At 44.3% G+C, this 25,816-nt stretch carries 23 protein-coding genes and 1 pseudogene; 15 read left to right on the plus strand and 9 right to left on the minus strand.

Annotated elements, in window-relative coordinates:
- Positions 1 to 98 precede the first annotated feature (98 nt).
- Together E5342_RS08830 and E5342_RS08835 are read left to right on the plus strand one after the other, a co-directional pair.
- Positions 99 to 308, plus strand: a pseudogene (locus E5342_RS08830) (nucleotidyltransferase family protein); the annotation flags it as partial.
- Positions 301 to 579, plus strand: a complete 279-nt coding sequence (locus E5342_RS08835) for a HepT-like ribonuclease domain-containing protein (RefSeq protein WP_135959220.1) — start codon at positions 301 to 303, stop codon at positions 577 to 579. The pseudogene E5342_RS08830 and the gene E5342_RS08835, both read left to right, overlap by 8 nt.
- Here E5342_RS08835 and E5342_RS08840 read toward each other — a convergent pair.
- The 3 genes from E5342_RS08840 to E5342_RS08850 form a co-directional block, all read right to left on the minus strand.
- Positions 574 to 1,020: an N-acetylmuramoyl-L-alanine amidase gene (locus E5342_RS08840; protein ID WP_121737546.1), complete on the minus strand. Its 447-nt coding sequence runs from the start codon at positions 1,018 to 1,020 to the stop codon at positions 574 to 576. The genes E5342_RS08835 and E5342_RS08840 overlap by 6 nt on opposite strands.
- Before the next feature lie 26 nt (positions 1,021 to 1,046).
- Positions 1,047 to 1,142: a smalltalk protein gene (locus tag E5342_RS19335; RefSeq protein ID WP_005855736.1), complete on the minus strand. Its 96-nt coding sequence runs from the start codon at positions 1,140 to 1,142 to the stop codon at positions 1,047 to 1,049.
- A gap of 292 nt (positions 1,143 to 1,434) precedes the next feature.
- The gene (locus tag E5342_RS08850) at positions 1,435 to 1,932 is read right to left on the minus strand and encodes an HU family DNA-binding protein (RefSeq protein WP_121736615.1); all 498 of its coding nucleotides are present in this window, start codon (positions 1,930 to 1,932) and stop codon (positions 1,435 to 1,437) included.
- Between the two features lie 227 nt (positions 1,933 to 2,159).
- On the opposite strand from E5342_RS08850, the gene E5342_RS08855 reads away from it, so the two are divergent.
- On the plus strand, positions 2,160 to 2,399 hold the full coding sequence (locus E5342_RS08855) for a DUF4248 domain-containing protein (RefSeq protein ID WP_121736616.1): 240 nt from the start codon (positions 2,160 to 2,162) through the stop codon (positions 2,397 to 2,399).
- 133 nt (positions 2,400 to 2,532) lie between these two features.
- Here the strand turns inward: E5342_RS08855 and E5342_RS08860 are convergent, their stop codons facing one another.
- Positions 2,533 to 4,416 carry a DUF3987 domain-containing protein gene (locus E5342_RS08860; protein WP_135959221.1) on the minus strand — a complete coding sequence of 628 codons (1,884 nt, stop codon included), beginning with the start codon at positions 4,414 to 4,416 and terminating at the stop codon, positions 2,533 to 2,535.
- A 55-nt stretch (positions 4,417 to 4,471) separates the two neighbouring features.
- On the minus strand, positions 4,472 to 5,035 hold the full coding sequence (locus tag E5342_RS08865) for a BT4734/BF3469 family protein (RefSeq protein WP_121736618.1): 564 nt from the start codon (positions 5,033 to 5,035) through the stop codon (positions 4,472 to 4,474).
- A gap of 158 nt (positions 5,036 to 5,193) precedes the next feature.
- Between E5342_RS08865 and E5342_RS08870 the strand changes: the two genes are divergently transcribed.
- The 10 genes from E5342_RS08870 to E5342_RS08915 all read left to right on the plus strand — a co-directional run bounded on the left by E5342_RS08870 (position 5,194) and on the right by E5342_RS08915 (position 16,535).
- A complete protein-coding gene (locus tag E5342_RS08870; protein ID WP_005855752.1) occupies positions 5,194 to 5,622 on the plus strand; it encodes a hypothetical protein in 429 nt (142 codons plus the stop codon).
- 191 nt (positions 5,623 to 5,813) lie between these two features.
- Complete coding sequence (locus E5342_RS08875; RefSeq protein ID WP_135959222.1) at positions 5,814 to 7,334, plus strand: lipopolysaccharide biosynthesis protein; 1,521 nt, start codon at positions 5,814 to 5,816, stop codon at positions 7,332 to 7,334.
- 160 nt (positions 7,335 to 7,494) lie between these two features.
- Positions 7,495 to 8,217 (plus strand): beta-1,6-N-acetylglucosaminyltransferase, encoded by a 723-nt coding sequence (locus E5342_RS08880; RefSeq protein WP_158593857.1) that lies wholly within the window; start codon positions 7,495 to 7,497, stop codon positions 8,215 to 8,217.
- A complete protein-coding gene (locus E5342_RS08885) occupies positions 8,180 to 9,163 on the plus strand; it encodes a glycosyltransferase family 2 protein (protein ID WP_057326615.1) in 984 nt (327 codons plus the stop codon). Before E5342_RS08880 ends, E5342_RS08885 begins: the two co-directional genes overlap by 38 nt.
- A 15-nt stretch (positions 9,164 to 9,178) precedes the next feature.
- Complete coding sequence (locus E5342_RS08890) at positions 9,179 to 10,411, plus strand: hypothetical protein (protein WP_057326616.1); 1,233 nt, start codon at positions 9,179 to 9,181, stop codon at positions 10,409 to 10,411.
- A gap of 25 nt (positions 10,412 to 10,436) precedes the next feature.
- Positions 10,437 to 11,495, plus strand: coding sequence for a glycosyltransferase family 4 protein (locus E5342_RS08895; RefSeq protein ID WP_158593858.1), 1,059 nt, complete (start codon positions 10,437 to 10,439; stop codon positions 11,493 to 11,495).
- A 165-nt stretch (positions 11,496 to 11,660) separates the two neighbouring features.
- Positions 11,661 to 12,764 (plus strand): glycosyltransferase family 4 protein, encoded by a 1,104-nt coding sequence (locus tag E5342_RS08900; RefSeq protein ID WP_057326618.1) that lies wholly within the window; start codon positions 11,661 to 11,663, stop codon positions 12,762 to 12,764.
- 188 nt (positions 12,765 to 12,952) lie between these two features.
- A complete protein-coding gene (gene wecC, locus E5342_RS08905; RefSeq protein WP_121736628.1) occupies positions 12,953 to 14,158 on the plus strand; it encodes a UDP-N-acetyl-D-mannosamine dehydrogenase in 1,206 nt (401 codons plus the stop codon).
- Between the two features lie 29 nt (positions 14,159 to 14,187).
- A complete protein-coding gene (gene wecB, locus E5342_RS08910) occupies positions 14,188 to 15,348 on the plus strand; it encodes a non-hydrolyzing UDP-N-acetylglucosamine 2-epimerase (protein ID WP_135959224.1) in 1,161 nt (386 codons plus the stop codon).
- Positions 15,345 to 16,535: a glycosyltransferase family 4 protein gene (locus E5342_RS08915; RefSeq protein WP_135959225.1), complete on the plus strand. Its 1,191-nt coding sequence runs from the start codon at positions 15,345 to 15,347 to the stop codon at positions 16,533 to 16,535. The genes wecB and E5342_RS08915 overlap by 4 nt, the downstream gene beginning before the upstream one ends.
- A 195-nt stretch (positions 16,536 to 16,730) precedes the next feature.
- Here E5342_RS08915 and ndk read toward each other — a convergent pair whose 3' ends face one another.
- Together ndk and E5342_RS08925 are read right to left on the minus strand one after the other, a co-directional pair.
- Positions 16,731 to 17,192: a nucleoside-diphosphate kinase gene (gene ndk, locus E5342_RS08920; RefSeq protein WP_005867972.1), complete on the minus strand. Its 462-nt coding sequence runs from the start codon at positions 17,190 to 17,192 to the stop codon at positions 16,731 to 16,733.
- Positions 17,193 to 17,416: 224 nt separating this feature from the next.
- The gene (locus E5342_RS08925) at positions 17,417 to 18,046 is read right to left on the minus strand and encodes a master DNA invertase Mpi family serine-type recombinase (protein WP_121736631.1); all 630 of its coding nucleotides are present in this window, start codon (positions 18,044 to 18,046) and stop codon (positions 17,417 to 17,419) included.
- A gap of 222 nt (positions 18,047 to 18,268) precedes the next feature.
- On the opposite strand from E5342_RS08925, the gene E5342_RS08930 reads away from it, so the two are divergent.
- Positions 18,269 to 21,106 carry a bifunctional fucokinase/fucose-1-phosphate guanylyltransferase gene (locus E5342_RS08930; protein WP_168354471.1) on the plus strand — a complete coding sequence of 946 codons (2,838 nt, stop codon included), beginning with the start codon at positions 18,269 to 18,271 and terminating at the stop codon, positions 21,104 to 21,106.
- Positions 21,107 to 21,328: 222 nt separating this feature from the next.
- Positions 21,329 to 23,887: a DUF5686 and carboxypeptidase-like regulatory domain-containing protein gene (locus tag E5342_RS08935; protein ID WP_121736633.1), complete on the plus strand. Its 2,559-nt coding sequence runs from the start codon at positions 21,329 to 21,331 to the stop codon at positions 23,885 to 23,887.
- Between the two features lie 8 nt (positions 23,888 to 23,895).
- Here the strand turns inward: E5342_RS08935 and dinB are convergent, their stop codons facing one another.
- Positions 23,896 to 24,981, minus strand: a complete 1,086-nt coding sequence (gene dinB, locus E5342_RS08940; RefSeq protein WP_121736634.1) for a DNA polymerase IV — start codon at positions 24,979 to 24,981, stop codon at positions 23,896 to 23,898.
- A gap of 66 nt (positions 24,982 to 25,047) precedes the next feature.
- Entirely contained in the window at positions 25,048 to 25,812 is a 765-nt protein-coding gene (locus tag E5342_RS08945; protein WP_121736635.1) for a peptidylprolyl isomerase, read from the minus strand.
- Between the last annotated feature and the right edge of the window lie 4 nt (positions 25,813 to 25,816).

A 25,816-nucleotide genomic window follows, 5' to 3' on the forward strand; every position in this document is an offset into this window, starting at 1 on the left:
CTCCCGGAATCGGGAGCGGAGAGAGAGGGAGGAAGCGTCCGGTAAGAAATTCTGACAGCTCTTTACCTGTTTTCTTGTAAGGATGACAAATAAAGCTTATATTTGGCTCTGTCGCCCGTGGTGAGAACACGGAGCAGAGTGATATCGATGTTTACGTGGAGGGAAATCTCCATGGTTTCTTTGCGTTGTCTGGAATAAAGGCTGATTTGGAAGAGCTCTTGGGATGTCCGGTTGACATTGTCCGTCTACGGGAAAGAATGGATACCTTTTTCAAGGATCGCATATTAAGTGAAGGAATCTATGTTTGAACGACTAATAGCTTATCATATACTCGAATTGCTGAAAGAATCGTTGGAGGAAATCATCCAGCGAAGCGAGAGGATACGGTTTGCGGATGACTTCCTCTCCTCGAATGAGGGGGTGATCTTGCTGGACAGCATTTGCATGAAATTATCGGCTGTCGGCGAGAGCGTAAAGAATTTGGATAAGATAACTAAGCGAGAATTTCTCTCTAATTACCCTGAGATACCTTGGAAAAATGTGATGGGAGTCAGGGATGTTATCGTACATCAATTATAGCTCCCTATACTCCTCCCCGGCGTCAAAGCCTGGGCAAGCCTTCAGGATATAGGGGCTAAGCTGGTAATGCCCTAGTATGCGTGCCTCCGGGTAATCCCTTCGTAATTGCCGTAACAGGTCCATCAAGGTACACCGCTGGGCGTAGGTCCGGGTATCTGCCGGCCGGCCCTGTTCGTCGAGCCCTCCCTCGTAGCAGATTCCGACACTGTGGTCGTTCCATCCGGCCGCGTGCGCCCCGATCTGGTTGACCGGTCGGCAACGATGTAGCTCCCCGTCCCGTGTGATATAGAAATGATACCCGATATCGGCGAATCCCCGTGCCTTGTGCGATGAACGGAGCGCCTCCACAGGAAAATCCCTGTCATAGCGTGTAGCCGAGCAATGAATTACAAGGAGGCGAACCTCCCTGTAATTCTGGTAGAAACAATAAGCCTTACCCATGATGATTGAAGATTGATAATTGAAAATTAGAGAATACAGGATTGGATGCCAAGTGCCCCCGCGATGGCGGTAGCTACTGCGATGATCACTTTGATAATGGTACTCCATACGGACTTTTTCATTGATTTATGATTTTAGATTTATGAATTATGATTTAATAAGTTGGGACATGAAAATATCCCGGCTGATATAAGAGGAAAGCTTCGCTTTCCTTCGGACGGCCTCAGCGGACGGGCGTCAAGCGGAGAGACCGTAGCGAGCGTCCGGAGCATCCCTGTCTGAGCGCAGCGAGTTGGGATGCGACAGCGAGCGTAGGTCTCGAAGTAGCCCGTCAGCGTCAGCCTTGACCTTTTGGTTACTTTTGGGTCAAGCCAAAAGTGACATACCGATTTGGGTCAAGCCAAAAGTAACACGTCAGATCTCATCAGGCGACTCCGAATCCCCGCCCCCGGCAGCCGGCTTCTTCGAGATATCCACGGTAGTCTCCCCCGCCTTCTCCGCACGTAGCACCGCTTGCTGCGCCTTGCGGGTAGCCACGGGCTGGAACTCCAGCCCGGCGAAGACATTCTTCAGGTCCTCGCCCGGTATATACTGGATATTGACCCCGGTGATGTTGGTGGATGTGAATTTATCAAGCGACTCCGCCGCTTCCGAGAGAATTTGGAGCCGGAACTTGCCCAACTCGCCGAAATCCACCTGTTTCCCTTCTTGGAGGGCATCGAGCAGGTTCTCGACGGTGGAGATCAATACCGCCACCACATCCGCGCGGCTGACGGTGGTTTGCATGGATACCCGGCGGCTCAGTTGCTTGAGTGACAGTTCGCCATTGATCTGTGCCGTGGCGTACGCTTTCGCCGGCTCGTCTTTCTTGATAGGGTTGGTCCGAAGGGACACGCTGTAATTTAAAGCCATAAATTTGATAATTAAAAATTGATAATTGAAAATTGAAAGTGAGATCGATCTGTTTTCGATAACGAATGTACGACATTCGGTTTCTTTCGAAATGAATACCGCCGACGGTGAATGAATAAGGGTGATAAAAGAGGAAATATACGGAATAATAAGCGTATGTATAGTTGCTCGTCTCGTGTATTTTAAGTATCTTTATACCAATAAGATAAAATAAAATAGCGAACGATATGCAAACAGAAGACAGACGAATCGACGAGTGGCCCGTGCGGCCCTATTCCAAACGGGAACTGGCCGTGGCCTACGCTCCCGATATCAGCCCCGTCTCGGCCCTGAACCGGCTAGCGGAGTGGATGCGATATAACGACAGGCTACTCCGTGAGCTTGCTAATACAGGCTACCGGCCGAGGCAACGCGTCTTTACCTCGCTGCAAGTGGAGCTGATCTTCCGCTATCTGGGCCGTCCTTGACAGGAGATGCCGCCCCGTGTCGATATAGCCGTTTGGCGATGCCTGTACTGCCATCGGGCCGCGCCGATACTGGCGCGGGGCAACGGCGGTAGTGCTTACGGGCGATGGCAGTATAGGCGTTTCCTTCATTCCTTCATTCCTTCGGGCCTTTCTCACGCACACACACGCGTGAGGAGAAAGCGTACTCTCCGCGTGCGATCTTGACCAGCGTCCCCTTCTCCAGCATCCGTTTGAGCGAGGAGTCGATGGTTTTCTCGGGTATACCGTTCTTCGCCGCCTCCTCCACGGCTTGCCGTCGGCTGAATGTCATGGGGAGAGCGTTGAAAAGCGCCTGCTCGGGGGTGGTCTGTAGGAGTTGGGCCTCGATGGGCGGAAGGAAGCCCAGCACGTAGCTCGAATGGCGGTATAGAGGCTCGATGAGCGTGAGTACGGCTTGGAAGTCCTCGTCGGTAACCCGTAGGTCCAGTTTTGGGATGATACCGTCCTTGACGTTCTCGGCGGGGATCTCCGGGGCGGGGGAGAGACCGGGGGAATTGAAAACGGAAAATTGAGAATTGAAAAATTTTTGTTGGGGCGAGAGGAGTTCCCCCAATGCTCTCAGCAGGGCTACTATGCTCAAGATCCGGCAGGTATTGATGGCGATACGGGCCACGGCGCTCCGCATGGAACCTCCATAGGCGTAACCGGCGTGGGAGAATAACTGGGCGAACCGTTGGTTGAACAGCTCTTTTTGCTTATCGGATAGCTTTAGCTGGATCGTTTGGACCGAGCTGTTGATCATGTCCAGCACTTGTTTCCATTGTGTTCCCCATGTGGCGAAGCGTACGCCGTAATCCTCGTTGTCCGAATCGAATTGGTCCATCCACTCGTCGATGGGTGGCATGAAATAGAATAACTGGCGAGAGAACAGGCCGTTCTCCGCCGAGGGGATCAGCGGTTTCACTTGGGCCGGGGTTCCGCTCAGCAATACGCTGAGATAGGATTCGTCGCATTCCCGGTACTCATGATTGGTACGCCGGTTGAAAGCCAGTCGCTCATGGTCGTGGCATTTGCGCAAGGTATCGCTCCAATGGCCGTGATCCGCTCCGATGGCGGTACTCACGGTATCCGCCTCGGTCTCGCAGATCAGCCCCACGCCGTCGGCCTCTATGAGGTTCTCCAAGATACCGGTACCCGAGTTATCGCCGGTTATAAGGAACATCTTGAGGGGCGGTTGTTCCGGCTCGGGGGTCTCGGAGCGTTTCTTGCCGAGGGAGTCCCAGCGGTTCTTCTCCTCCTTGTAGTTCTTCATCCGCTCTTTGTAGTGGCCCATCATCTCCTCGTGAATGGGCTCGGCTAGGCGCCTGACCCATGTCAAGGCTCCTTTTCCGGAGGCGGGAGGCGCCACGATGAAGGTTTGTAGGCATGGATACATGTATTTTTGTCCGTATGACACCCGTACCCGCTTGTTCAAGGTGGCCCCGAGTACGGTGAATACTCCCAGCAGGAGTATGTCGCGCTGGGCGATGGAGTTCCCGCAGTCGATCATCTGCTTGATGAACGGGGGCCACGGATAATCCGGGAAAGCGGGTGGCAAGTTCTCTCGTGCGTACGTATGCGCGTGTGTGGGTGTGAGAGCCCCTTGAAGGTTTGAAGGATTTGAGGGAAATGAGGGAACCGGTTCTTTTGCCGCCTCCTTGGAAGACGCAAGTTTGTTCTCCCTCGGATATTGGCGGAAGGTGTCGGCCAGTTGCTTGTCTGTTTTTACGCCGGCAATCTCGGCCCAATGAAAGACGGAGCCTAATCCGTTGCGTCCGTTGCCCGCTTTGAGGGCGTGGTCGTATAGCTTGTCCGCTTCTTCGTAGACGTATTTCTCGGACAGGCGGCAGATGCGATGGAAGAACGTCCTTCCCGCCTCCCCGCAATCGTTGGCGGTGGCGAAGGCGATCGGCATATACTCTTGGTAAGTGGGAGCGATGTTCGCCCCTTGGTGTTCGATGGCGGCGACAAGCCGCTCTAGATCTGCTAATGGGTTCATGATAAATTATGAATTATGAATTATAAATTATAACTGTCAACTGTCTACTGTCAACTCAACCGTTCCGCAGCTTGGCGGAGGGGTCATGGCAGAGGAAGCACGCCCGTGAGAGATCGGCGTTTGAGGCATCCGCGTTCAATCCGTATTTCCATTTCAGGTATTCCCATGCCGATAGCCGTGCCTTATCAAAAGATTCCTCTAGGGGAGCCTTGGGTGAGATCCGGTAGGGGACGAGCAGTTTCACGCCCGTGGTGCTTGGGCTGACGAAAGCCAGGTCCGGTCTCAGTTTATTATCGGCGAACAAGGTGTCTCGCCAGTGGAGGGTCTCCTCCGGTGAAGGGAGATGGTCGATATCGATGACAAACTCTCCGGAGAGGAATAACAGGCGGTCTTCCTTGCGATAGGAGAAGACCCCGGCCGGTGTGACGTATGGCAGTAAGTTTTGCTTCAGTTTGCGGAACCGTTTCTCGTCGCTCAAAGCGTCCTGTACGCTGAGCGTCCGTTTTTTCAGCCACTCGTTGGAGGTGATATAGGTATGCAACTGTTTGACACTGGTCACGCCGCTCGGCACTTGATTGGAGATGGGGGCGTTGAAAAAGGACATGATACATTCTTTCATTAACTCGTTTGATTTAAAGTTCAGGCTGGTAAAGGAAAGGTAAAAGAGTGAGAAAAAACGGTCCGGTAAGTTATTTGCACCTATCGGTAAGTTATTTGCACCTATCGGTAAGTTATTTGCGCATAAAAGTAATTCGGTGACAGGAAAAAGAAGAAGATATGAGTGAAGAGAAAGCGAGCCCGTGTGTGCTGCACATCCATGGCGAGAACATACAGGTGTTGCCCAACGCCATGTTTGCCATTCAATATATTTGCTTGGACCCGGGAGAAAAGCCGGAGGTCGTTTCGGAAAAAGACGTGAGGCCGGATCCTGAGCCGTGTGATTTATTAGCCTCCTATATCCAAGACGAGGAGGTGCGTCACGACTTCGTAAAGCGGATCGCCCAATGCCCGGATGTGGCCACCCTCTGCCAAACGGTGCTGACCGACCTTTTCAACGAGGTCTTTTGCGACTGCGTAGAACCGGCCAAGCTTATCAAGAGCAAGGAATTCATCAACGCCATCATCCCCCTGCTCCCCTTCAAGCAAGGCAAGAGCTTGCGCAATATCCGGCGGGCGATCGTGAAGTATGTGCTGGGGGAGGGGTAGGTGTTTTGATAAGCTAAGCACGTGAAATTATACGAGTTTTTAAATTCGTACTTTACTATTTGTATTATGCTGAGCGATTTGTCTTGGTAATTTATCACGATAAATATAGTTTAAACTCATTTTAAATAAAGACACTCGTTTTTTGTCCTGTGGTTTGTCGGCGGGATGGAAGTGTTTTGTGTACTACCTTTATGGCAATAAATCAACTTAAAGCGGGAGCTTTTTTATCTTATATTTCTATTGGGCTGAACAATATAGTCGGCTTGCTTTATACTCCATATATGTTACGGATGTTGGGGCAAAATGAGTATGGCTTGTATTCTCTAGTAGCATCCGTAGTCGCTTATCTGACGATATTGGATTTAGGTTTCGCAAACGCGATTGTTCGTTATACCGCTAAATTTAGGGCTGATGGGAAGGTTAAGGAACAATATGAGATGTTTGGAATGTTTCTTGTCCTTTATTCTTTTATTGGGATTGTTGCTTTTTCCATAGGATTAGGAATCTATGCCAATGTAGACCACTTGTTTGATATGTCTATGACAGCGGAGGATTTGGAGAAGATCCGTGTGATGATGCTGTTGATGTGTTTTAATTTGGCTTTTACTTTTCCGATGAGTATTTGGGGAGCCGTTATCACCGCTTATGAGAATTTTGTTTTTCAGAAATTGGTCAATATAGTTCGTATAGTGTTGAATCCCCTAGTGATGGTAGTATTGCTAAGCGTAGGGTATAAAGCTGTTGCAATGGTGGTTGTTACTACTTTGTTCAATGTGCTGACATTAAGCGTGAATGCTTGGTATTGTTTTTATAGGATTAGGATCAAGGTTTGTTTCGGACATTTTCGTTGGGGATTCTTGCGGGAAATATCAGTTTATTCGTTTTGGATTTTTTTGGATTCTATCGTTTCTCATTTTTATAGCAGCGTAGGACAGATCGTGTTGGGTATTTACAGAGGTGCGACAACAGTGGCTATTTATGCGCTGGCCATTCAGTTGAAGTCTCTGTTTACTTCTTTCTCGACGGCATTAAACAGTGTTCTGTTGCCCAAAGTTACTGCGTTGGCTGCACGAGAAGGGACGGAAAATGAGATCTCTGATTTGTTTATTCGGGTGGGGCGTTTGCAATATTTTGTGATGTCATTTATACTTGTTGGTTTTATCACTTTTGGGAAGGAATTCATTATACTTTGGGGAGGAGAAGATTATGTACAAACTTATTACATTACTCTAATCATAATGATACCATTTTTCTTTGATTTGATTAGTAATGTGGGAATTGTAGTGTTGCAGGCGAAAGATAAATTAAAATACAGGTCTGCTCCTATGATTATGATTTCATTAATAGGTTTGATGTTGACTTTTCCATTTGCCAATTATTTTGGAATCTATGGATGTGCATGTGCAATATCTATCTCAATTTTTGTGTCGAATGTTTTAGTTTCTAACTTTGTTTTTTATAAAATAGCTGAAATTGATGTTGTTATGTATTGGAAACAGGTGATGAGGATGTCTTTGTTTCCCTTGTTTGTAATTGCGTTTTGTTTTTGTTTGAAATTTTATATTTCTATTATTTCTGTGTTTGATTTGTGTGTCAGCATATTGGCGTTCTCTGCGATTTATGTATTGATAAATTTTATTATAAATATGAATGATCAAGAAAAGAGTCAAGTTTTTGGTTTGATTCGTAAGGTTAATATAAAATTGTTTTAAATATGTCCAAACATGCGTTTTTAATTATGGCTCATAATGAGTACGATATTTTAAATAAATTGTTATTGCTCCTTGATGATGAACGTAATGATATATTTATCCATTATGATAAAAAATGCAAATTACCCCCCCTATTGAGTTAAAATATTCAAATATACATGTGTTTAAGAAGGTGGATGTAGGCTGGGGAGAGGATAGTCAGATAGAATGTGAAATGTTCTTGTTCAATGAGGCTTATAAAAAGGGGCCGTTTGATTACTATCATTTGTTATCGGGGGTTGATCTCCCTTTGAAATCGAATGATTATATCCATGATTTTTTTGATCAAAACAAGGGAAAAGAGTTTGTTGGAATAATGGATGAGCAATCTTGTTTTATATGCTATAAAAGGGTCTGTTACTATTATTTCTTTGTACGCTACGAGAGACGCAAGTGGGGGCGTTTTATCGTTTGGCTGAATAAAATCTCTGTTAAATTTCAAAAAATGGTAGGAATTAATAGGAATAAGGATGTGATTTTTAAGAAAGGGGCTAATTGGGTGAGTGTTACACAGAGCTTTGTGGAATATATATTAAGTAATCGGGAAATAATAAAGCAAATGTTTTGCTATACCTATTGTGCGGATGAGATGTTTATTCAAACATTACTGTATAATTCTGGATTTAAGGACTGTTTATATATTCCCAAAGAAGCAGGGGAACATAATATGTGTGTGCGTGAAATTGATTGGGATCGGGGCAATCCATATATCTGGGATAATGGAGATTTTGAATATTTGAAAAAGTCTAATAATATATTCGCTAGGAAATTTAATTCGGGTAAATCAGAGATTGTAGATAAAATATATGACTACATTAAAGAAAGTAATAACAGAAGAAAGTAATTATAACCCTAAATTGTCGGTAATAGTACCTGTTTATAAAGTTGAGAAATATTTGGTACGCTGTATAGATAGTATATTGGCGCAAACTTTTGTGGATTTTGAGCTACTGTTAATTGATGATGGGAGTCCAGATAAATCTGGTGATATATGCGATGAATACGCTTGTAAAGACACTCGTATACGTGTTTTTCATAAAGAAAATGGTGGCGTATCGAGTGCTCGTAACCTAGGATTGGAGAATGTTAGAGGTAATATTCTCACGTTTATTGATGCGGATGATTGGATTGATGTGGATTGCTTTGAGAATGGCGTTTGTATTATGGACAGGGATGACCTTGATATTTTACAATATTCTTATAAAATGATCCGTGAACAAGATGGTTGCGTGATTAGTGTGCGCAATTATGAATGTGTTCCCTTGGGATGGAGAGAGTTTGTCCGGACAGACCATTATATCGTGTGTGTGGGGGGGAATTTTATTCGATCTTCAATTGTCAAAACCTATCGATTACGTTTTGATGAGGCTCTTCATCTGGCAGAAGATCAGCTTTTTATTATGAGGGTGATGAGTTTATCTACCCGCATTGCTCAGACAAAAGAAATTTATTATAACTATTTTCAGAATTTGGCTAGTGCTACTCATAATTCTTGTGAGGAGGATATGGTAAAGTCTTCAAGGGCTTTGCTTGAATTCGGAAAACGCAATCGATTGTTTAAGCCACAGGTTGATAGGATGATCACTAATTTTTATGTCGAGTTGTTACTTCTTAACAATGGGCAAGCAGGTATCCTCGATTCTGTTTATCGTGAAGCGAAAGTTGAAATTAGAAATTTGAATATGAACTCTTTACGGATTTTATGCTTCTCATCCTTCTTGGGAATGAGAATGGCCGGTAAAATAGTACTTGCTTATTTAAAGATAAAAAAGTTTTGTATGTTGAGTTAATTTTTAATTGTTTGAATGATGTACAAGAGCTTTTTTGTCAATAATAGTGATAGAGATAGAAAAATCAAATATCTGCTTTTTTTCTTTTGGCCTTTTGGTGCCTTTATTTATTCGTTAAGAAATATTCAGTCAAAAAGTTCTCGGGTAATCTTCTTCTTGATTTGTATAGCTTTTGGCTTGTGTATTGAATGTAAGAATGAAGAGTTGGATATGAGTCGCATTGCGGATAATTTCCTTTCGTATAAAAATATGAGTTTTGTAGAGTTGAAAGGAATAATAATGGATTCTATAAATGGAGTTGGATTTAGAGATTTATACGAACATATTTTATATTGGTGTGTGAATCAGATTTCGTCCAATGAACATGTGTTTTGGATGATAGCTTCGATGATCTATGCGTTTTTTTATTTAAAATCACTGTCTTTTATTCTTGATGATAAGCGTTTTAAATCCTGCTTTATGGGATTTATGATAGTACTAATGTTTACAATGCCTCAACCTATATTTTCGGTGACAGGTTTAAGATTTTGGACAGCAGGATGGCTTGCTATTTTTTGTTCCTTGCAAATATTTATTCACAATAATTATAAGTATTTCTTGATATTGCTATTGACCCCTTTCATTCATGTAACATACTGGATTTATGTGTTTTTAGTAACACTAACTTTTGTCGCTAGATTGAGTGAAAAACTGCTTGTGATAATATTTTTTCTGTCTTATCCTTTTTCTTATTTGTCGATGTCTTTTGTCTCAGATGTGATTGGAATGGATATACTTCCTACATCCTTAGAGAGGGTCGCTCTGTCTTATATGGGCGAGGATCATATAGAGGAGTTTAATCGACAAGGAACAGGTTGGTTTTGGGTGTCTGAAATGTTTGATATAATTCTGAATACTTATTATTTAGTGATGACTTGTTGGATTATAAAGCACAAGTATATGATATTAGAGAGACAGGACAGATATTTGCTTGCTTTCATATTAGTAGTGTATTCATTTGCTAATTTTACACTGGTTGTTCCGCATTTAGGAATTCGTTATCTAGGTTTTGTTGAAATCTTATTACCGTTGTTATGGTTTAGAGTTTTTGGATTATATAAATATAAGTCGTTTATATATATGTATTTAATTGTCGCATCTTTTTATTTGCTGTGGAAACGTCTTGTAATGCATTATTCGAATGTCTTAGATTTTGATTTTTTGTATGATAGTTCTATTGTTATGTTAATTGATAAATTGTTATATTAAATATATGAATATATTACAAATACATATGGCATTGAGAAGTGGGGGAATAGAAGCTGTTGTAGTGGGGCTTTCTAATGAGATGGTAAAGAGACATAAGGTGTCTTTTTGCTCCATTTATGAACCTCGTGAGGAAGATATCTTTTTTCATCGTTTAGATAGTCGTGTATTAACTTGTTCCACTCATAAAAAATCGCCTGGAGTAAATTTGAAATATTTATGGAAAGTTTATCGTGTAATAGTAAAAGGTAATTATGATGTAGTAAACATGCATGGTTATTTATATTATTATCTGATAGCGATCTGTTTATTACACAATAAGACTAGATTCTTTTACACGGTTCATTCTGATGCAAGGATGGAGAATGGGCGTTGGGATAGGAAACTTTTTAAACTGAAGCGTTATTTTTTTAAAAAGGGATGGATTAAACCTATTACGATTTCAAAAGAGTCTCAAAGATCTTTTACTGATCTTTATGGAGTACCTAGTAATTTGATTTATAATGGTACTTCAAAGCCGAGTGTCAAGCCTTTTTCTATGGATAAATATCGTATTACATCGAATACGAAAATCTTATTTCATCCTGGGCGAATAACAGAAGCAAAAAATCAACAGATGCTTTGTAATGTATGCTATCGATTACAACAGGAGGGATATGATATCGTGTTGTTATTAGCTGGAGAGAAACAAAAAGAGACGATATATACAGATTTACAAAGATATTTTAGTGATAGGATAAAGTATTTAGGAGAGAGAAATGATGTGCTTGATCTCTTAAGTGCAAGTGATATTTTTTGCCTGTCTTCGATTTGGGAGGGAATGCCTATGTCTTTATTGGAATCTTTGTCGGTTGGATGCATCCCTGTATGTACTCCGGTTGGAGGTATTCCAGAAGCTGTGACAGATGGGGTAAATGGTTTTTTATCTAGAACATGTAATGAAGAGGATTATTATATAGCATTGAAAAGATCATTGGAAATTGATGATGAAACCATTCATCGTATGAGACAAAAGTGTATGGAGACATTTAAACAATTTGATATCTTTCATACATCGTTACTGTATGAAAGATATTATTTAGAATAAAAGAATTGATATCTTTATATATGGTGAAATAGAAATATCTTGTAAATTTCCAACAGCGTAATTTGCGTATTATTAATTACAATTCGATGTGATTTTTGTAAATTAATTTTATTCTACTATAAATAATTTCTTTTATTTTTGTTAATAGTGAATTTATAAATATATATGAAAGTATTAGTAGTTGTGACTGACTATCCAAATTTGCAAGGAGGTTTGGCTTTGGCTTATGTGCGAACAAGGAATGTCTATTATAAAGAACGTGGTATGGAGGTTGAAGTACTTAATTTTTCAGCAAATGAAGATTATAGTATTGATGGTATTCATGTCTTTTGCTTGAAAAATTTTGATAAAATAATAAATGAAAATAAGTATGATTTACTTATTTGTCATGCTCCTAATATTAGAAATCACTATTTTTTTATTGAAAAATATGATTGTTACTTTAAAAAGATCATCCTTTTCTTTCATGGGCATGAAGTGTTGAAGGTTAATAAGGTTTATTCTGTGCCTTATCCGTTTGTAAAACGTAATAAATTGTTAGAGAATGTTCGGGATTTGTATGATGAATGCAAATTTTTTGTATGGCGTAGATATATAGAGAAAAATTATAAGAAATTAGCATTTGTTTTTGTGAGTAGATGGATGAAGGAGGAGTTTCTCTATTGGGTGCACCCAAGTATAAAGTGTTTGGAGGGTCGTAACTTTGTAACATACAATTGTGTTGGGAGTATGTTTGAGAAAGGAGAATATGATGTTTCTTCTCAAAAGCAATATGATTTTGTGACAATTAGGGCTAATTTGGATGGATCGAAATATTGTGTGGATATTGTAAATGAATTAGCAAAACGGAATCCTGATTTGAGTTTTTTGTTAATAGGAAAAGGTGAATTTTTTAAATACTATGAAAAAGCAGATAATCTGACATGGTTGGATTGTAGATTGAATCATGAAGAAATGATAGCAATACTTAATTCTGCTAAATGTGCATTGATGCCAACCCGGACTGACGCACAAGGGGTTATGATGTGTGAAATGGTTGCTTTTGGGATGCCGTTGATCACTTCGGATATACCTGTATGTCATGAGGTTTTTGATAATGTTGATGGAGTGGGTTTTATTTCAAATGAAGAACTAGATTCGTTTTGTTTGAAAGATATATATGAAAATATAAAAAAAAGTGCAGGTAAAAGTGATAGGTACTTTATGAAGAATACAGGAGAACATGAAGTGATAATTTTATCAAATTTGTGTATCAATGTTAATAAATGACTTAGGAAATTTGTTCTCTATCAAGAAATGAAATAGAAAATTGAGGAGAATATTTGCAAACATTTCTTTCGGTTTTCTAGCCTTGTTGCATATTACCAGAACTATACTTCTTTTTATTCTTATCGGTCTGAATCTTGAAATGACCGAATCTCGAAAATAACACATAATCATATTAACACATATTTCTTATGAAAGCATGTTTCATGGGGTTGGGCTATATTGGCCTGCCCACGGCTATTATTGCCGCAAAGCACGGGGTGGAGATCGCCGGCGTGGATATCAACGCTCAGGTGGTGGAGGTTACCAACCAAGGGAAATTGCATATCATCGAGCCGGGTATGGAGGAGATGTTGCGGGAGGTACTGGCCTCCGGACATTTCAAGGCGTACACCGAGCCTCAGGTGAGCGACGCTTATTTCATGGTGGTACCCACTCCTTTCAAGGGGGATCATGAGCCGGACGTATCGTTCGTGGAGTCGGCTACCCGTATGGTGCTTCCTTTGTTGAAAGAGGGGGATTTGTACGTGATCGAGTCTACATCGCCGGTGGGAACGACCGAGCGGATGGCTAGTTTGATTTTCTCCGAACGGCCGGAGCTGGAGGGCAAGATCTATATCGCTTATTGTCCGGAGCGGGTGCTTCCGGGTAACGTGATCTATGAGTTGGTGCATAACGACCGGGTCATCGGCGGCATGGACGAGGCTTCTACCTGTAAGGCGATGGAGTTCTACGGCCAGTTCGTGAAGGGTACGCTTCACCCAACGAATAGCAAGACGGCTGAGATGTGTAAATTGACCGAGAACTCAAGCCGGGACGTACAGATCGCTTTCGCCAATGAACTGTCGTTTATCTGCGATAAAGCGGGAATCAATGTGTGGGAGCTGATCGATTTGGCGAACAGGCATCCCCGTGTGAATATCTTACAGCCGGGTTGCGGTGTTGGTGGTCATTGCATAGCGGTGGACCCTTACTTCATCACGGCGGAGTTTCCTATGGAGAGCCGTATGATCTCGACGGCTCGTGAGACGAATAATTACAAGGCATTTTGGTGTGCGGAGAAAGTGAAGAACGCCATGCTGCGGTTTGAGTTGAAGCATGGGCGTAAGCCGGCGGTGGCAATGATGGGCTTGGCTTTCAAGCCTAATATCGATGACTTGCGCGAGTCTCCGGCCAAGGGAATAACGACGAAGGTGTTGCAATCGTGCAACAATGCTGACATCATGGTGGTGGAGCCGAACGTTTCGGAGCATAAGTTGTTTAAGTTGACTCCTTATAAGGAGGCCTATGCGAAAGCCGATATCGTGGTTTTCTTGGTGAATCATAGGGAGTTTGCGGAGTTGAATTATCGGGATGACGTGGAGGTGCTGGACTTTTGCGGGACATTCAAGAAATAATCGTTCGTTAAATAGAAGAATACGCTGTAATGAGGAAAATAATGTTAGTCTTCGGGACCCGTCCCGAGGCGATCAAGATGGCTCCGCTGGTGAAGGAGTTCCAAAAACATCCGGAGTCGTTCGAGACCATCGTGTGCGTTACCGGACAGCATCGGGAAATGTTGGATCAAGTGTTAAAATTGTTCGAGATCACGCCGGATTATGATTTGAATATCATGAGGCAGGGTCAGGACTTATATGACGTGACTGCCCGTGTCCTTACCGGTATGCGTGACGTGTTGCGTGAGGCGACACCCGATGTCGTGCTGGTGCATGGGGATACCACCACGAGCACGGCAGCCGCCTTGGCCGCTTTCTACCAACAGATACCTGTAGGTCATATAGAGGCCGGCCTTCGTACCCACAATATTTATAGCCCGTGGCCGGAGGAGATGAACCGGCAGGTCACGGGGCGTATCGCCACGTATAATTTCGCACCCACGCGGTTGAGCAAACAGAACTTGATGAGGGAGAGCGTGAACCCGGACTCAATCTTGGTTACCGGCAATACGGTGATAGACGCCTTGCGTCAAGTGGTGACTAAGATAAAGACGGACGCTGAGCTGGACAAGGAGCTGGAAGGCGTGCTTTTACGTTCGGGGTATGACGTGAACCGTCTGGCTGGAGGCAAGAGACTGGTGTTGATCACGGGGCATCGCCGGGAGAACTTTGGTGATGGATTCATCCATATGTGTACCGCTATCAAGGACTTGACGAAGAAGTATCCCGGCGTGGATTTTGTCTATCCGATGCATTTGAATCCCAATGTGCGCAAGCCGATTCATGAGGTATTCGGCGAGGATCTATCGGATCTGGGTAATATGTTCTTCATTGAGCCATTGGAATATCTGTCATTTGTTTATCTGATGGAGAAATCAACGATAGTGCTGACCGATAGCGGCGGTATCCAAGAGGAGGCCCCCGGCTTGGGCAAACCCGTGTTGGTGATGCGTGATACGACCGAGCGTCCGGAGGCTCTTGCGGCAGGAACGGTGAAACTGGTCGGTACGGATTATGATAAGATCGTGAACGAGGTATCGGCGTTACTTGATGATGCGGTTTATTACGATACGATGAGCCAAGCGGTTAATCCCTATGGTGATGGATTGGCTTGCGGAAGGATCGTGGAATTTTTGAACCGAAAGGAATGAGAGTCTTGATCGTTTCTCCCTCTTATCTTCCAGAGATCGGTGCGGCACCCTCACGCATTACGAACATGGCGGAGGGACTGTCTGGCTTAGGGATAAAAGTGGATGTGTTGACTTGTTTACCCAATTATCCCAAGGGACGTATCTTTGATGGATATAGGGGGACTTTTTCCAAGAAAGAGGATGTGAACGGGATAACGGTGTTCAGGTACTGGACGTATGCCTCGATCTCGAAGAAACCGTTGGTCCGTCTTGTGAGTATGTGCGCTTTCGCTACGACCCTTTGGTGTTTCGCTCTCAAGCGTAAGCGCATAAAATCTTATGATAAGGTGATTATCCAGACCCCTCCTGTTTTGGCGGCGGCCTCGGCCATGTTGCTTTTTCGTTGTTGCTACCGGAAAAAGGTGGTACTGAACGTCTCAGACCTTTGGCCATTGTCGGCCGTGGAGCTGGGAGCCATGAAAGAGGGGGGTATTTATCATAGGGTGATGGGGCGTATCGAGCGGTTCCTTTATCGTAAGGCCACGGCCTGCCAAGGGCAGAGTAAGGAGATCGTGGATTATATAAAACAGTATGAACCGGGCAAGGCCTTGTTCTTGTATCGGAATTTACAACATCGTTTTGTTTTACCGAATCACCCCTCTTCTTCTCGGAAGCCTTTCAAGATCGTCTATGCCGGTTTGCTGGGCGTGGCACAGAATATACTGGAGTTGATAGAGCGTGTCGATTTTAAAGGGATGGAAGCGGAGCTTCATTTATTTGGAGGGGGCAATCAAGCCTTGGAGATAGAGGATTATGTGAGGACGCATGATAAAGGGGTCTTTTATCATGGCTCTCTACCCAAAGAACGGATGCGTGAGGAGCTTATACGTTACCATGCCTCCATTATCCCGTTGACGGTTCGTATAAGAGGGGCCGTCCCTTCTAAATTATTTGATTTGTTGCCGTTAGGTGTTCCTATCTTGTTTTGCGGAGGCGGTGAGGGCGAGGAGATTGTAAAAGAAAATCAGCTGGGCCTTGTCTCGGTTCCCGGAGATTATGAGCGACTTTCTAAAAATATACAAACCATGAGCAACTTACCGGATGAGGAGTATCAACAACTAAAAGCGAACTGTTTAAGAGTATCTCAGACAACTTTCTGTTTTGAAAGACAGCTGGAGACGTACAAACGTTTTTTATCAACTTTCTAATTTCAGGATGAAATCTCTAAAACATTTTGCCGGGATGCTCTGTTATAGATATAGTAGTGTGTTTTTCATGGTATTAGATTTTTAGATTAGTAATTAGGTTGTTCATTCAGTTCGGGAGAATAGGATGTTGGTTTATAAATATGAAAGCCGGAAAGGTGAGAATGATTTCTCTCGTTTCCGGCTATTCTTTTTTATTTAAAACTCGTCATTGGCGTAAAGACTCAATAGGTTTTTCAGCTCATAATCGAATATCTCGTCATCCTTGAAGAAGCGTTTCAATTCGATCTCGGCTGTCTCCGGTGAGTCTGATGCGTGTACGATATTCTCTTGTACGCTCATACTATAATCTCCCCGTATCGTACCGGGAGCGGCGTTTCTGCCATTAGTAGCGCCGGCCAAGGTTCTTACTACATGTATGGCATCTACCCCTTCCCAGCAACACACGATCACCGGGCATACACTCATCGCGTCCTTGATTCGTTGGAAGAAAGGCTTTTCTTTCAGGTGGGCGTAGTGCTCACTCAAGATCTCGTCTGTCAGCCAAACCATCTTCATGCCGGCCAGACGGAGCCCCTTTTTCTCGAAACGGGTTACGATTTCACCGATCAGTCCTCGCTGAACGGTACAAGGCTTTAAAATAACCAATGTTTTTTCCATAAGATTTATATTAAAAGATTAAACAAATGTTTGATGTCTTGAATATATGTTAACCTTGCGGCGTTTTATGAATGATAGATGAATATCGGTTGAAATGTTTTTTAGGACGTTTCAAGTATATTTCTATCTTATGACTTCGCAAGTTAATGGGAATAAACAAATAAATGGGCGATAAGTCTGCTAAACTAAGCTAATTTAACACACGTTAATTATTGTTTGAGTTGTTAATCCTTCTGTATTCTTTTCCATTTCCGTGGAATTTCCGGATGGGTCTTGAGGAATTCCCTCAAGGTCTGCCGGTTTACACCTAGTTTCTTGCTAATATATACTTTAGTCTTATGTTCTTTAATATACTGCAAGATCATCTCTTCCTTACCTTTCAACTTACAGGCTTCCGGTCGATCTCCTTTCGGGCGACCCAATTTGGCACCTTGTACTTTTTTCCGAGCCAACGCCTCTTTCGTTCGTTGCGAAATCAGGTTACGTTCAATTTCGGCGCTTAGGCTAAATGCGAATGCCAATATTTTACTGTTTATGTTATTTCCGAGTTCGTAACCCTCCTTTACCGTAAATACAATGATGTCTCTTTCCATACATTGATGAAGGAAGCTCATAACCTGCATAAGATTACGTCCGAGACGTGACAGTTCCGTCGTGATCAGGATGTCTCCTTTACGTATTTGCTTTAATAGTTTACCAAGTTGGCGATCGGCGATTACTTTTGTCCCGCTGATCGTCTCATCTACCCACCTGTCGATTCTCATGTTCCTCGATTTTGTGAATTTCTCAATCTCGAATCGCTGGTTTTCAGTAGTTTGTTTGTCTGTACTGACTCTTACATAACCGTATACCATATGTCTTAATATTTAATTAAACAACAACCAAGATACTGGAAACGAGTTGATTGATAGTGCGTTTTAGTAAAAACAAACTTTTTTATGGGTGTGTTAAAGAAGTTCGGTGTTTTTGAACTTCATACAAATTGTAATAAAAAGGGTTAATGGATGCCTGTATAGAAAATTTAAGTTACTTTTGCTTTCGAAAAATAAGATGGGATCTTAGTAATGATCATGGGTATGAAAAAGTTATTGTCTTTACCTCCAAATTTGGTAGATAGTTTTCATGCGATAGAGCATGTAAGTGCAGAGGAATTTTTTTGCGCCTCAGATCCGGTAGGTGCCCGCTTGGGGTCCGGGGGAGGAACGACGTGGTTGTTGGAAGCCTCCCGACGAAATGAGGCCCCTGGTGTATCCATGGAGGAGTGGCTGGGACAGGAAAAGCGTATCTTGTTGCATGCCGGAGGACAAAGCCGTCGTTTGCCCGGATATGCGCCATCCGGGAAAATCTTGACTCCGATCCCTGTGTTTCGCTGGGCAAGAGGGCAGAGGCTATCCCAGAATTTATTGTCCTTGCAGTTACCTCTTTATGAACGGATCATGCAAAAGGCACCGGAGTCGCTTCATACCTTGATCGCTAGCGGTGACGTATATATCCGTGCAAACCAGCCTTTGCAGGAGATTCCTGAGGTAGACGTGGTTTGTTACGGTTTATGGGTCGAGCCTTCGTTGGCTAAGAATCACGGGGTTTTTGTATCAAGTCGTAAATCTCCGGACATTCTGGACTTCATGCTACAGAAGCCTTCGTTGGAAACTTTGGGGGAATTGGCGGGTAGTCATTTATTCTTGATGGATATCGGTATCTGGCTGTTAAGCGACAAGGCGGTGCGGTTATTAAGGAAACATTCCTATACCGAAGACGGCGAGGCGATGAAGGCATATGATTTATATGCAGAGTTCGGGTTGGCCTTGGGGAAGAATCCACGTATCACGGACTCGGAGTTGAATCAGCTTTCTGTAGCGATTTTGCCACTTCCGGGTGGGGAATTCTATCATTATGGAACCAGCCGTGAGTTGATTTCCTCTACATTGGCAGTACAGAACTTGGTTAGGGATCAACGTGCGATCATGCAGCGTAAGGTGAAACCGCATCCCGCCATGTTCGTGCAGAATGCGGTGTTACACCAGAAATTGACCGCAGAGAATTCGGAATTATGGATAGAGAATAGTTATATCGGTGAGAATTGGACGTTGCGTAGCCAGCAAATTATAACGGGTGTTCCGGAGAATAATTGGAACTTATCTCTTCCGGAAGGTATCTGTGTAGATGTTGTCCCGATAGGGGAAACCAATTGGGCTACAAGACCTTATGGTTTTAATGACTTGTTTAAAGGGGCCTTGTCTGATACGTCTACCTTGTTTATGGGAAAACCTATCTTGGCTTGGGCGATGGAGCGAGGGATCACCTTGAGTGGGGACGAGGATATACAAAACGCACCTTTGTTCCCTGTTTGCCAAACAGTGGATGAGCTGGGAAAAATGCTGCGCTGGATGATTACGGAGCCGGATAGGGAAGAGGGAAAGCATATTTGGCTTTCCGCCCGAAAATTATCGGCGAATGATTTGTCCGATCAGGCGAATTTATGCCGTTTGGTAGCTCAGCGAGAAGTTTTCCGTAAAAAAGACTGGTCATTATTGGCCGCTAATCATGAGAAAAGTGTATTCTATCAATTGGATCTTTCGGATGCGGCGGAAAGCTTCGCCAAAGACAAGATTGTCTTACCGAAAGCTCTTTCCGAGGATAATCCGTTGATGAAAAGGATACATAATCATATGTTCCGCTCTCAGGTGATGAAGATCTTGGGGGAAACGTATAAGGAGGAGGAGCAAAAGGCTTTCGCTTTGTTGCGGGAGGGGCTGGTCGGTTCCGTCCTCGGAAGTAAGCAGCAGCCGTGTTTGAATGTCTATCGGGACCAGATCGTATGGGGACGTAGTCCGGTACGTATCGATTTGGCAGGTGGATGGACAGATACGCCGCCCTATTGCTTATATGCGGGTGGAAACGTGGTGAACGTGGCGATCGAGTTAAACGGGCAACCACCGCTACAAGTCTATATCAAGCCTTCCGATACCCGTAAGATTATCCTTCGCTCGATCGATCTGGGAGCGATGGAGGTTATCTCTTCATGGGACGAGCTTCGTGATTATAATAAGGTAGGATCACCGTTTTCCATCCCGAAAGCGGCTTTGGCCTTGGCGGGATTTATCCCGGAATTCTCGGTGGAGGCTTATGCTTCTTTAGAAGCCCAGTTGGAAGCTTTTGGTAGCGGGCTGGAGATTACCTTGTTGGCGGCGATACCGGCGGGTTCCGGTTTAGGCACTAGCTCGATCCTCGCGGCTACCGTGCTGGGCGCTATCTCTGATTTTTGTGGCTTGGCTTGGGATAAGGATGAGATCGGAAACCGCACCTTGATCTTAGAACAATTACTGACTACCGGCGGGGGATGGCAAGATCAATACGGTGGCGTATTGCACGGTTTGAAACTCTTGCAAACGAACGAGGGTTTTAATCAGAGTCCTTTGGTACGTTGGCTGCCGGAATACTTGTTTACTGATCCGGAATACCGGCCTTGTCATCTTCTTTATTATACGGGAATTACTCGTACGGCGAAAGATATTTTGTCGGAAATCGTACGAGGTATGTTTTTGAATAGCGAGGCGCATTTAGGTCTTTTGTCTGAGATGAAAGCCCATGCGCTTGATATGTACGAGGCGATCCAACGCGGAGACTTTGTGACTTATGGTAAATTGGTCGGAAAGACTTGGGAGCAAAATAAGGCACTCGATTCCGGAACGAATCCGGCGGCGGTGGAAGCTATTATCTCCAAGATACAGGCTTATGCCTTGGGATATAAACTTCCGGGAGCAGGCGGTGGTGGTTACTTATATATCGTAGCGAAAGACCCGGGTGCGGCCCTGCAAATCCGAAAGATATTGACTCTTTCTCCGCCCAATTCGAACGCCCGGTTCGTGGAGATGAGCTTGTCGAATAAGGGGCTTCAGATTAGTCGTTCGTAGGTTCGTGCCACGCCGGTATAGGCGAGGGCACACGCCAGTATAGGCGTTGGCTTACGCTGGTATAGATACAGGCCTATGCCTATACTGCTGAGAGGCGTCGCGTATATACGTGCGTATTTTTGCCTGTTTTGTTGCTAATTGGAATATATTGTATGTGTTTTGGAACATTTATATAAATGATCCTGTTGTACTTTTGCGGAGTTTAATGAGGTGCCAGGTCTGATGGGGAAGAGAATTGTTTTTATATGGCTTTTATTGGCGTTCGCTTGGGTAGCGAAGAGCCAGAACTACATGATAAAAGGAATCGTGACAGATTCCATTACGGGAGAACCTTTGCCTTATGTGGCTGTGATTTTGAAGGGAACTACGATAGGTGCTACGACCGATCTGGACGGGGCTTTTACGCTCTCCTCCTCATCTAAGGTACGTACTTTACAGGTCTCTTATCTGGGTTATACGGAGAAAGAATTGAAATTCGTTCCGGGTAAAGCGGAACATTTGAAGATTCAGCTGGCTCCGACAAGTATTAATTTGTCGGAGGTGATCATCAAGCCGGGAAAGGAAAGATATCGGAAGAAGGATAATCCTGCGGTTACCTTTATCAAAAACGCTATCGCACGTCGGGAGAGCAACGATCCTCGTAACCATGATTATTTTCGGTATGATCAATACGAGAAGATGGTCTTCGCTATGAACGATTACCAACCGAAACCGAAAAAGGATGGAAAGGCGGGAAAGTTTGACTTCTTGACTGAGTTTATCGATACGTTGGAGGTGGGAAAGACGATCTTGCCGGTGTCCGAACGTGAGAAAATCCAGACCGTTTATTACCGTAAAGACCCGAAGACGGAAAAGAGGGTCGTTCAGGCTACGAAAGCGGCTGGTGTGGATGAGGTCTTCTCACGAGACGGTATGCAACAGTTCTTGAATGAGGTATTCCGGGAAGTGAATATCTTCCAGAATGATATTCCTTTGTTCTTGAACCGTTTCGTTAGCCCTATGTCTACGATGGGACCTAACTTCTATAAATATTATTTACTGGACACGGTGGAGGTCGCCGGACAGAAGTGCGTGGATTTGGGTTTCGCTCCGTTTACTCCGGAGACATTCGGCTTTACGGGACATCTTTTTATCACGTTGGATTCTACTTATTTCGTGCAAAAGGTTAAGTTGAATGTCCCGAAGAAGATCAATTTGAATTTCGTGGGAGGGATGTCTATCGAGCAAACCTTCGACCGCGCCCCGGACGGGACCCGGATGATAACCAAGGACGATATTCATGTGGATTTCAAATTGACGGAGAAATCGAAAGGAATGTATGCCCGCCGTTTGAATATCTATTCGAATCAAGCGTTTAAGGAGCCGGACGATCCTCAGGTATTTGAGGAGAGCGCTCCTGTCATCGTTCCGGTAGAGGCATATCGCCGTTCGGCCGAATATTGGGCCGATAATCGTCCTTCCGAGGTGGGAACCCGCAAGCAAAATAACGTGGAGTTGCTGATGGCGAAACTGCGTTCCGTCCCTATTTTCTATGTGACAGAGAAGGTGGTGTCTATCTTGACATCCGGCTATATCCAGACGAATAAGGTGAAGGAGAAGAGCAAGTTCGAGTTTGGTCCGATGAACACCTATATCAGTGGTAACGCGATTGAGGGGGCCCGCTTCCGTGTCGGTGGAACCACGACAACGGCATTCAGTAAGCGTCTTTTCTTGGATGGTTATCTGGCTTATGGATCGAAAGACCGCAAGTTGAAATATGATGGTATCGTAGAATATTCCTTTATCGATAAGAAGGATTATCGGAAAGAATTTCCCGTGCATTCTATTCGCTTCGAGTACCTATATGATATCAACCAGTTAGGCCAGCAGTATATGTATACCAACAAGGATAATATGTTCTTGGCCTTGAAGCGGCAGAAGGATACACGTGCCACCTATTTAAGGAATATGGAACTGACCTATTACCGTGAACATTATAACGGCTGGGCTTATGGAGCGGTACTTCGGAATTTTAAGGAATACTCAACCGGTTACGCCGCGTTCGACCGTATCGGTCCGGATGGCCAGATCACGGCTACCGATTCCTACCGGATGTCGGAAGTGGAGTTTAAGTTCCGTTTTGCCCCGAATGAGAAATTCTACCAGACTCGTAATTACCGTTATCCGATTACGCTTGACGCACCGGTATTCACCTTGAACCATACGATGGCTTTCCAAGACGTATTAGGTAGTTCGTATGATTATCAGAAGACGGAGCTCGGTATCCAGAAACGCTTCTGGTTCTCTGCTTTCGGTTATGTGGATATTCTCGCTAAAGCAGGTAAAGTTTGGACAAAGGCCCCTTATCCTTTGTTGATCTTGCCGAACGCAAACTTGTCGTATTTGGTGCAACCGGAATCTTATACGAATATGAACGCGATGGAGTTCATCAACGATGAGTACGCTTCGTGGGATATTACTTATTTCATGAACGGAGCCTTATTGAACCGTATTCCGCTTATCAAGAAGTTAAAATGGAGAGAGGTCTTTTCTTTCCGAGGTATGTTCGGACACTTGACGGATAAGAATAATCCGTATATCAGTGAGCAGAATGAGGGCTTGTTCTTATTCCCGCAGGGCTCTTACCTGATGGACCCGTCTACTCCTTATATGGAGGCGGGTGTCGGTATCGAGAATATCTTTAAGTTCTTGCGTTTGGATTATGTATGGCGTTTGACTTATAAGGATCATCCGGGTATCCAGACAAAAGGTATACGATTTATGATGAAGCTATCCTTCTAGGGCAAGTGTTATTTCCAGTCGCTGAACTCAAAGCTCAATTGTTCCCAACGGTCTTTCGTATGAGGCTCCTCTTTTACGGGGTTTGATACGGATAGGCCGATCAGTCGGATGGGATGCTCGGTGTATTCCACTTCTTTCAGTAATTCCTTGGCCAGGGGAAGGACCTTATCTAAGGTTGTTAACTCTTCCGGACGGGTGAGGCTTCTCGTGATCTGGTTGAAATCGTGGAACTTGACCTTTAAGGTCAGTGTATTTCCCTTGAATCCGGAACGTTCCAGCCTGCCGATAAGTTCGGTCGCTACGTGATAAAGCTCGATGATAACAGAGGATTTGCGGGAGATATCTTTTTCTAGCGTATGCTCGCAACCTACCGACTTCCGGATTCGTACCGCTTCTACGGGACGGTTGTCTATACCTCTGGCAAACTCATAATAAAGCATTCCCGCCTTTCCGAACTGGCGGGTAAGCATCTCCCCCGAGCATTCCCGTAATTGCAGCCCGTTGTGGATACCGAGTGTATGCATTTTTCGGGCTGTTACGGGGCCTACTCCCCAAAAGGACTCAATGGGAAGACGTGCTATGAAATCGAGAGCTTGGCTTGGGTGAATGGTACATAAGCCATTGGGCTTCCGATAATCCGAGGCTATTTTCGCTAGAAATTTGTTGTAGGAGACTCCCGCTGACGCTATCAGGTTCAAGTTTTCCCAGATCCGTTTCTTGATCTCCTTGGCGATATCTACAGCGAGAGAGATGCCTTGTTTGTTATCGGTGACATCCAAGAAGGCTTCATCCAAGGAAAGGGGTTCTATGATATCCGTATAATCGTGGAAGATCTCGTGGATCTGGCGTGAGACGGATTTATATACGTCCATCCTTCCGTGTACGAATATCAGGTCCGGGCATAAACGTTTGGCTTTTTGAGACGCCATGGCGGAACGTACCCCATATTTCCGTGCCTCGTAGCTGGCGGCGGCTACTACGCCTCGCTGCTCCGCATGCCCGACCGCTAGGGGCTTTCCTCGCAACTCCGGATGGTCTCGTTGTTCCACCGAGGCATAAAAGGCATCCATATCGATATGTATGATCTTTCTCAAGATAGCTCTTTTATTACTGCTATTCGCGATAAGCCCCTTCGTCGGTTTATGAAGCCGATAGCCGCATTATAAGATCTCTACGGAATTGATGACGATATTCTCGGTCGGACGATCTTGCTTGTTGGTCTTGGAGGACTGTATGGCCTCTACGATATCCATGCCTTCTACCACTTCGCCGTAAACCGTGTACTGATTGTCGAGGAACGGTACGCCACCTACATTCTTGTAAGCCTCACGGAGTTCCGGGCTTAACTTTACCTCGTCTTTCCGCTTCTCGGCCTCCAGCTCGGTCTTGCCGATCAAGGTATCACGGAGGATCGCCAGTTCTTCCTTGTTTCCACTGCGATAGAATTCCATGATCTTAGGCTTGTTCTCGTTTTGCAGGCGGGCGAATATCTCTTGTTTCAGACGGCCTTCCAATTGTTTTTCCATCTGGTTCAACTCTTGTTCCGAATACTTTTTGCCCGTTACGATATAGAATTGTGAGGCGGAAGAGGCCTTTTCCGGGTTCACCTCGTCTCCGGTACGTGCGGCGCAAAGGGCTCCTTTCTTATGGAAATATTTCGGGTAACGGAATTCGGCGGGAACGGTATAGCCCAGATCGCCCGCTCCCAGTTGCTTGTTCATCGGGGCATCCTTGGAAGTTACGTCACCTCCTTGTATCATGAAATCCTTGATCACACGGTGGAACAGCAAGCCGTTATATTGCCCTTCTTTTACCAACTTGATAAAGTTATCACGATGTAATGGCGTGTCGTTATATAATTTCAGCTTTATATCTCCTTTGCTGGTGTGCATAAGCACCCTTGTCTCAGTTGTTTGATTTTCCATTTTA

Origin of the sequence: Parabacteroides distasonis (assembly GCF_004793765.1) — a bacterium.
In the GTDB taxonomy this organism is placed as follows: domain Bacteria; phylum Bacteroidota; class Bacteroidia; order Bacteroidales; family Tannerellaceae; genus Parabacteroides; species Parabacteroides distasonis_A.

What these genes read in the sequence shown, in the direction of transcription:
- E5342_RS08840 (WP_121737546.1), bottom strand. Translation starts at nt 1,020, where the DNA reads ATGGGTAAGGCTTATTGTTTCTACCAGAATTACAGGGAGGTTCGCCTC.
- E5342_RS08925 (WP_121736631.1), bottom strand. Translation starts at nt 18,046, where the DNA reads ATGGTATACGGTTATGTAAGAGTCAGTACAGACAAACAAACTACTGAA.
- E5342_RS08930 (WP_168354471.1), top strand. Translation starts at nt 18,269, where the DNA reads ATGAAAAAGTTATTGTCTTTACCTCCAAATTTGGTAGATAGTTTTCAT.
- E5342_RS08865 (WP_121736618.1), bottom strand. Translation starts at nt 5,035, where the DNA reads ATGAAAGAATGTATCATGTCCTTTTTCAACGCCCCCATCTCCAATCAA.
- E5342_RS08915 (WP_135959225.1), top strand. Translation starts at nt 15,345, where the DNA reads ATGAGAGTCTTGATCGTTTCTCCCTCTTATCTTCCAGAGATCGGTGCG.
- E5342_RS08895 (WP_158593858.1), top strand. Translation starts at nt 10,437, where the DNA reads ATGGCATTGAGAAGTGGGGGAATAGAAGCTGTTGTAGTGGGGCTTTCT.
- E5342_RS08945 (WP_121736635.1), bottom strand. Translation starts at nt 25,812, where the DNA reads ATGGAAAATCAAACAACTGAGACAAGGGTGCTTATGCACACCAGCAAA.
- E5342_RS08855 (WP_121736616.1), top strand. Translation starts at nt 2,160, where the DNA reads ATGCAAACAGAAGACAGACGAATCGACGAGTGGCCCGTGCGGCCCTAT.
- E5342_RS08885 (WP_057326615.1), top strand. Translation starts at nt 8,180, where the DNA reads ATGACTACATTAAAGAAAGTAATAACAGAAGAAAGTAATTATAACCCT.
- E5342_RS08835 (WP_135959220.1), top strand. Translation starts at nt 301, where the DNA reads ATGTTTGAACGACTAATAGCTTATCATATACTCGAATTGCTGAAAGAA.
- E5342_RS08900 (WP_057326618.1), top strand. Translation starts at nt 11,661, where the DNA reads ATGAAAGTATTAGTAGTTGTGACTGACTATCCAAATTTGCAAGGAGGT.
- E5342_RS08860 (WP_135959221.1), bottom strand. Translation starts at nt 4,416, where the DNA reads ATGAACCCATTAGCAGATCTAGAGCGGCTTGTCGCCGCCATCGAACAC.
- wecC (WP_121736628.1), top strand. Translation starts at nt 12,953, where the DNA reads ATGAAAGCATGTTTCATGGGGTTGGGCTATATTGGCCTGCCCACGGCT.
- E5342_RS08870 (WP_005855752.1), top strand. Translation starts at nt 5,194, where the DNA reads ATGAGTGAAGAGAAAGCGAGCCCGTGTGTGCTGCACATCCATGGCGAG.
- E5342_RS08850 (WP_121736615.1), bottom strand. Translation starts at nt 1,932, where the DNA reads ATGGCTTTAAATTACAGCGTGTCCCTTCGGACCAACCCTATCAAGAAA.
- wecB (WP_135959224.1), top strand. Translation starts at nt 14,188, where the DNA reads ATGAGGAAAATAATGTTAGTCTTCGGGACCCGTCCCGAGGCGATCAAG.
- E5342_RS08935 (WP_121736633.1), top strand. Translation starts at nt 21,329, where the DNA reads ATGGGGAAGAGAATTGTTTTTATATGGCTTTTATTGGCGTTCGCTTGG.
- E5342_RS08875 (WP_135959222.1), top strand. Translation starts at nt 5,814, where the DNA reads ATGGCAATAAATCAACTTAAAGCGGGAGCTTTTTTATCTTATATTTCT.
- E5342_RS19335 (WP_005855736.1), bottom strand. Translation starts at nt 1,142, where the DNA reads ATGAAAAAGTCCGTATGGAGTACCATTATCAAAGTGATCATCGCAGTA.
- ndk (WP_005867972.1), bottom strand. Translation starts at nt 17,192, where the DNA reads ATGGAAAAAACATTGGTTATTTTAAAGCCTTGTACCGTTCAGCGAGGA.
- E5342_RS08890 (WP_057326616.1), top strand. Translation starts at nt 9,179, where the DNA reads ATGATGTACAAGAGCTTTTTTGTCAATAATAGTGATAGAGATAGAAAA.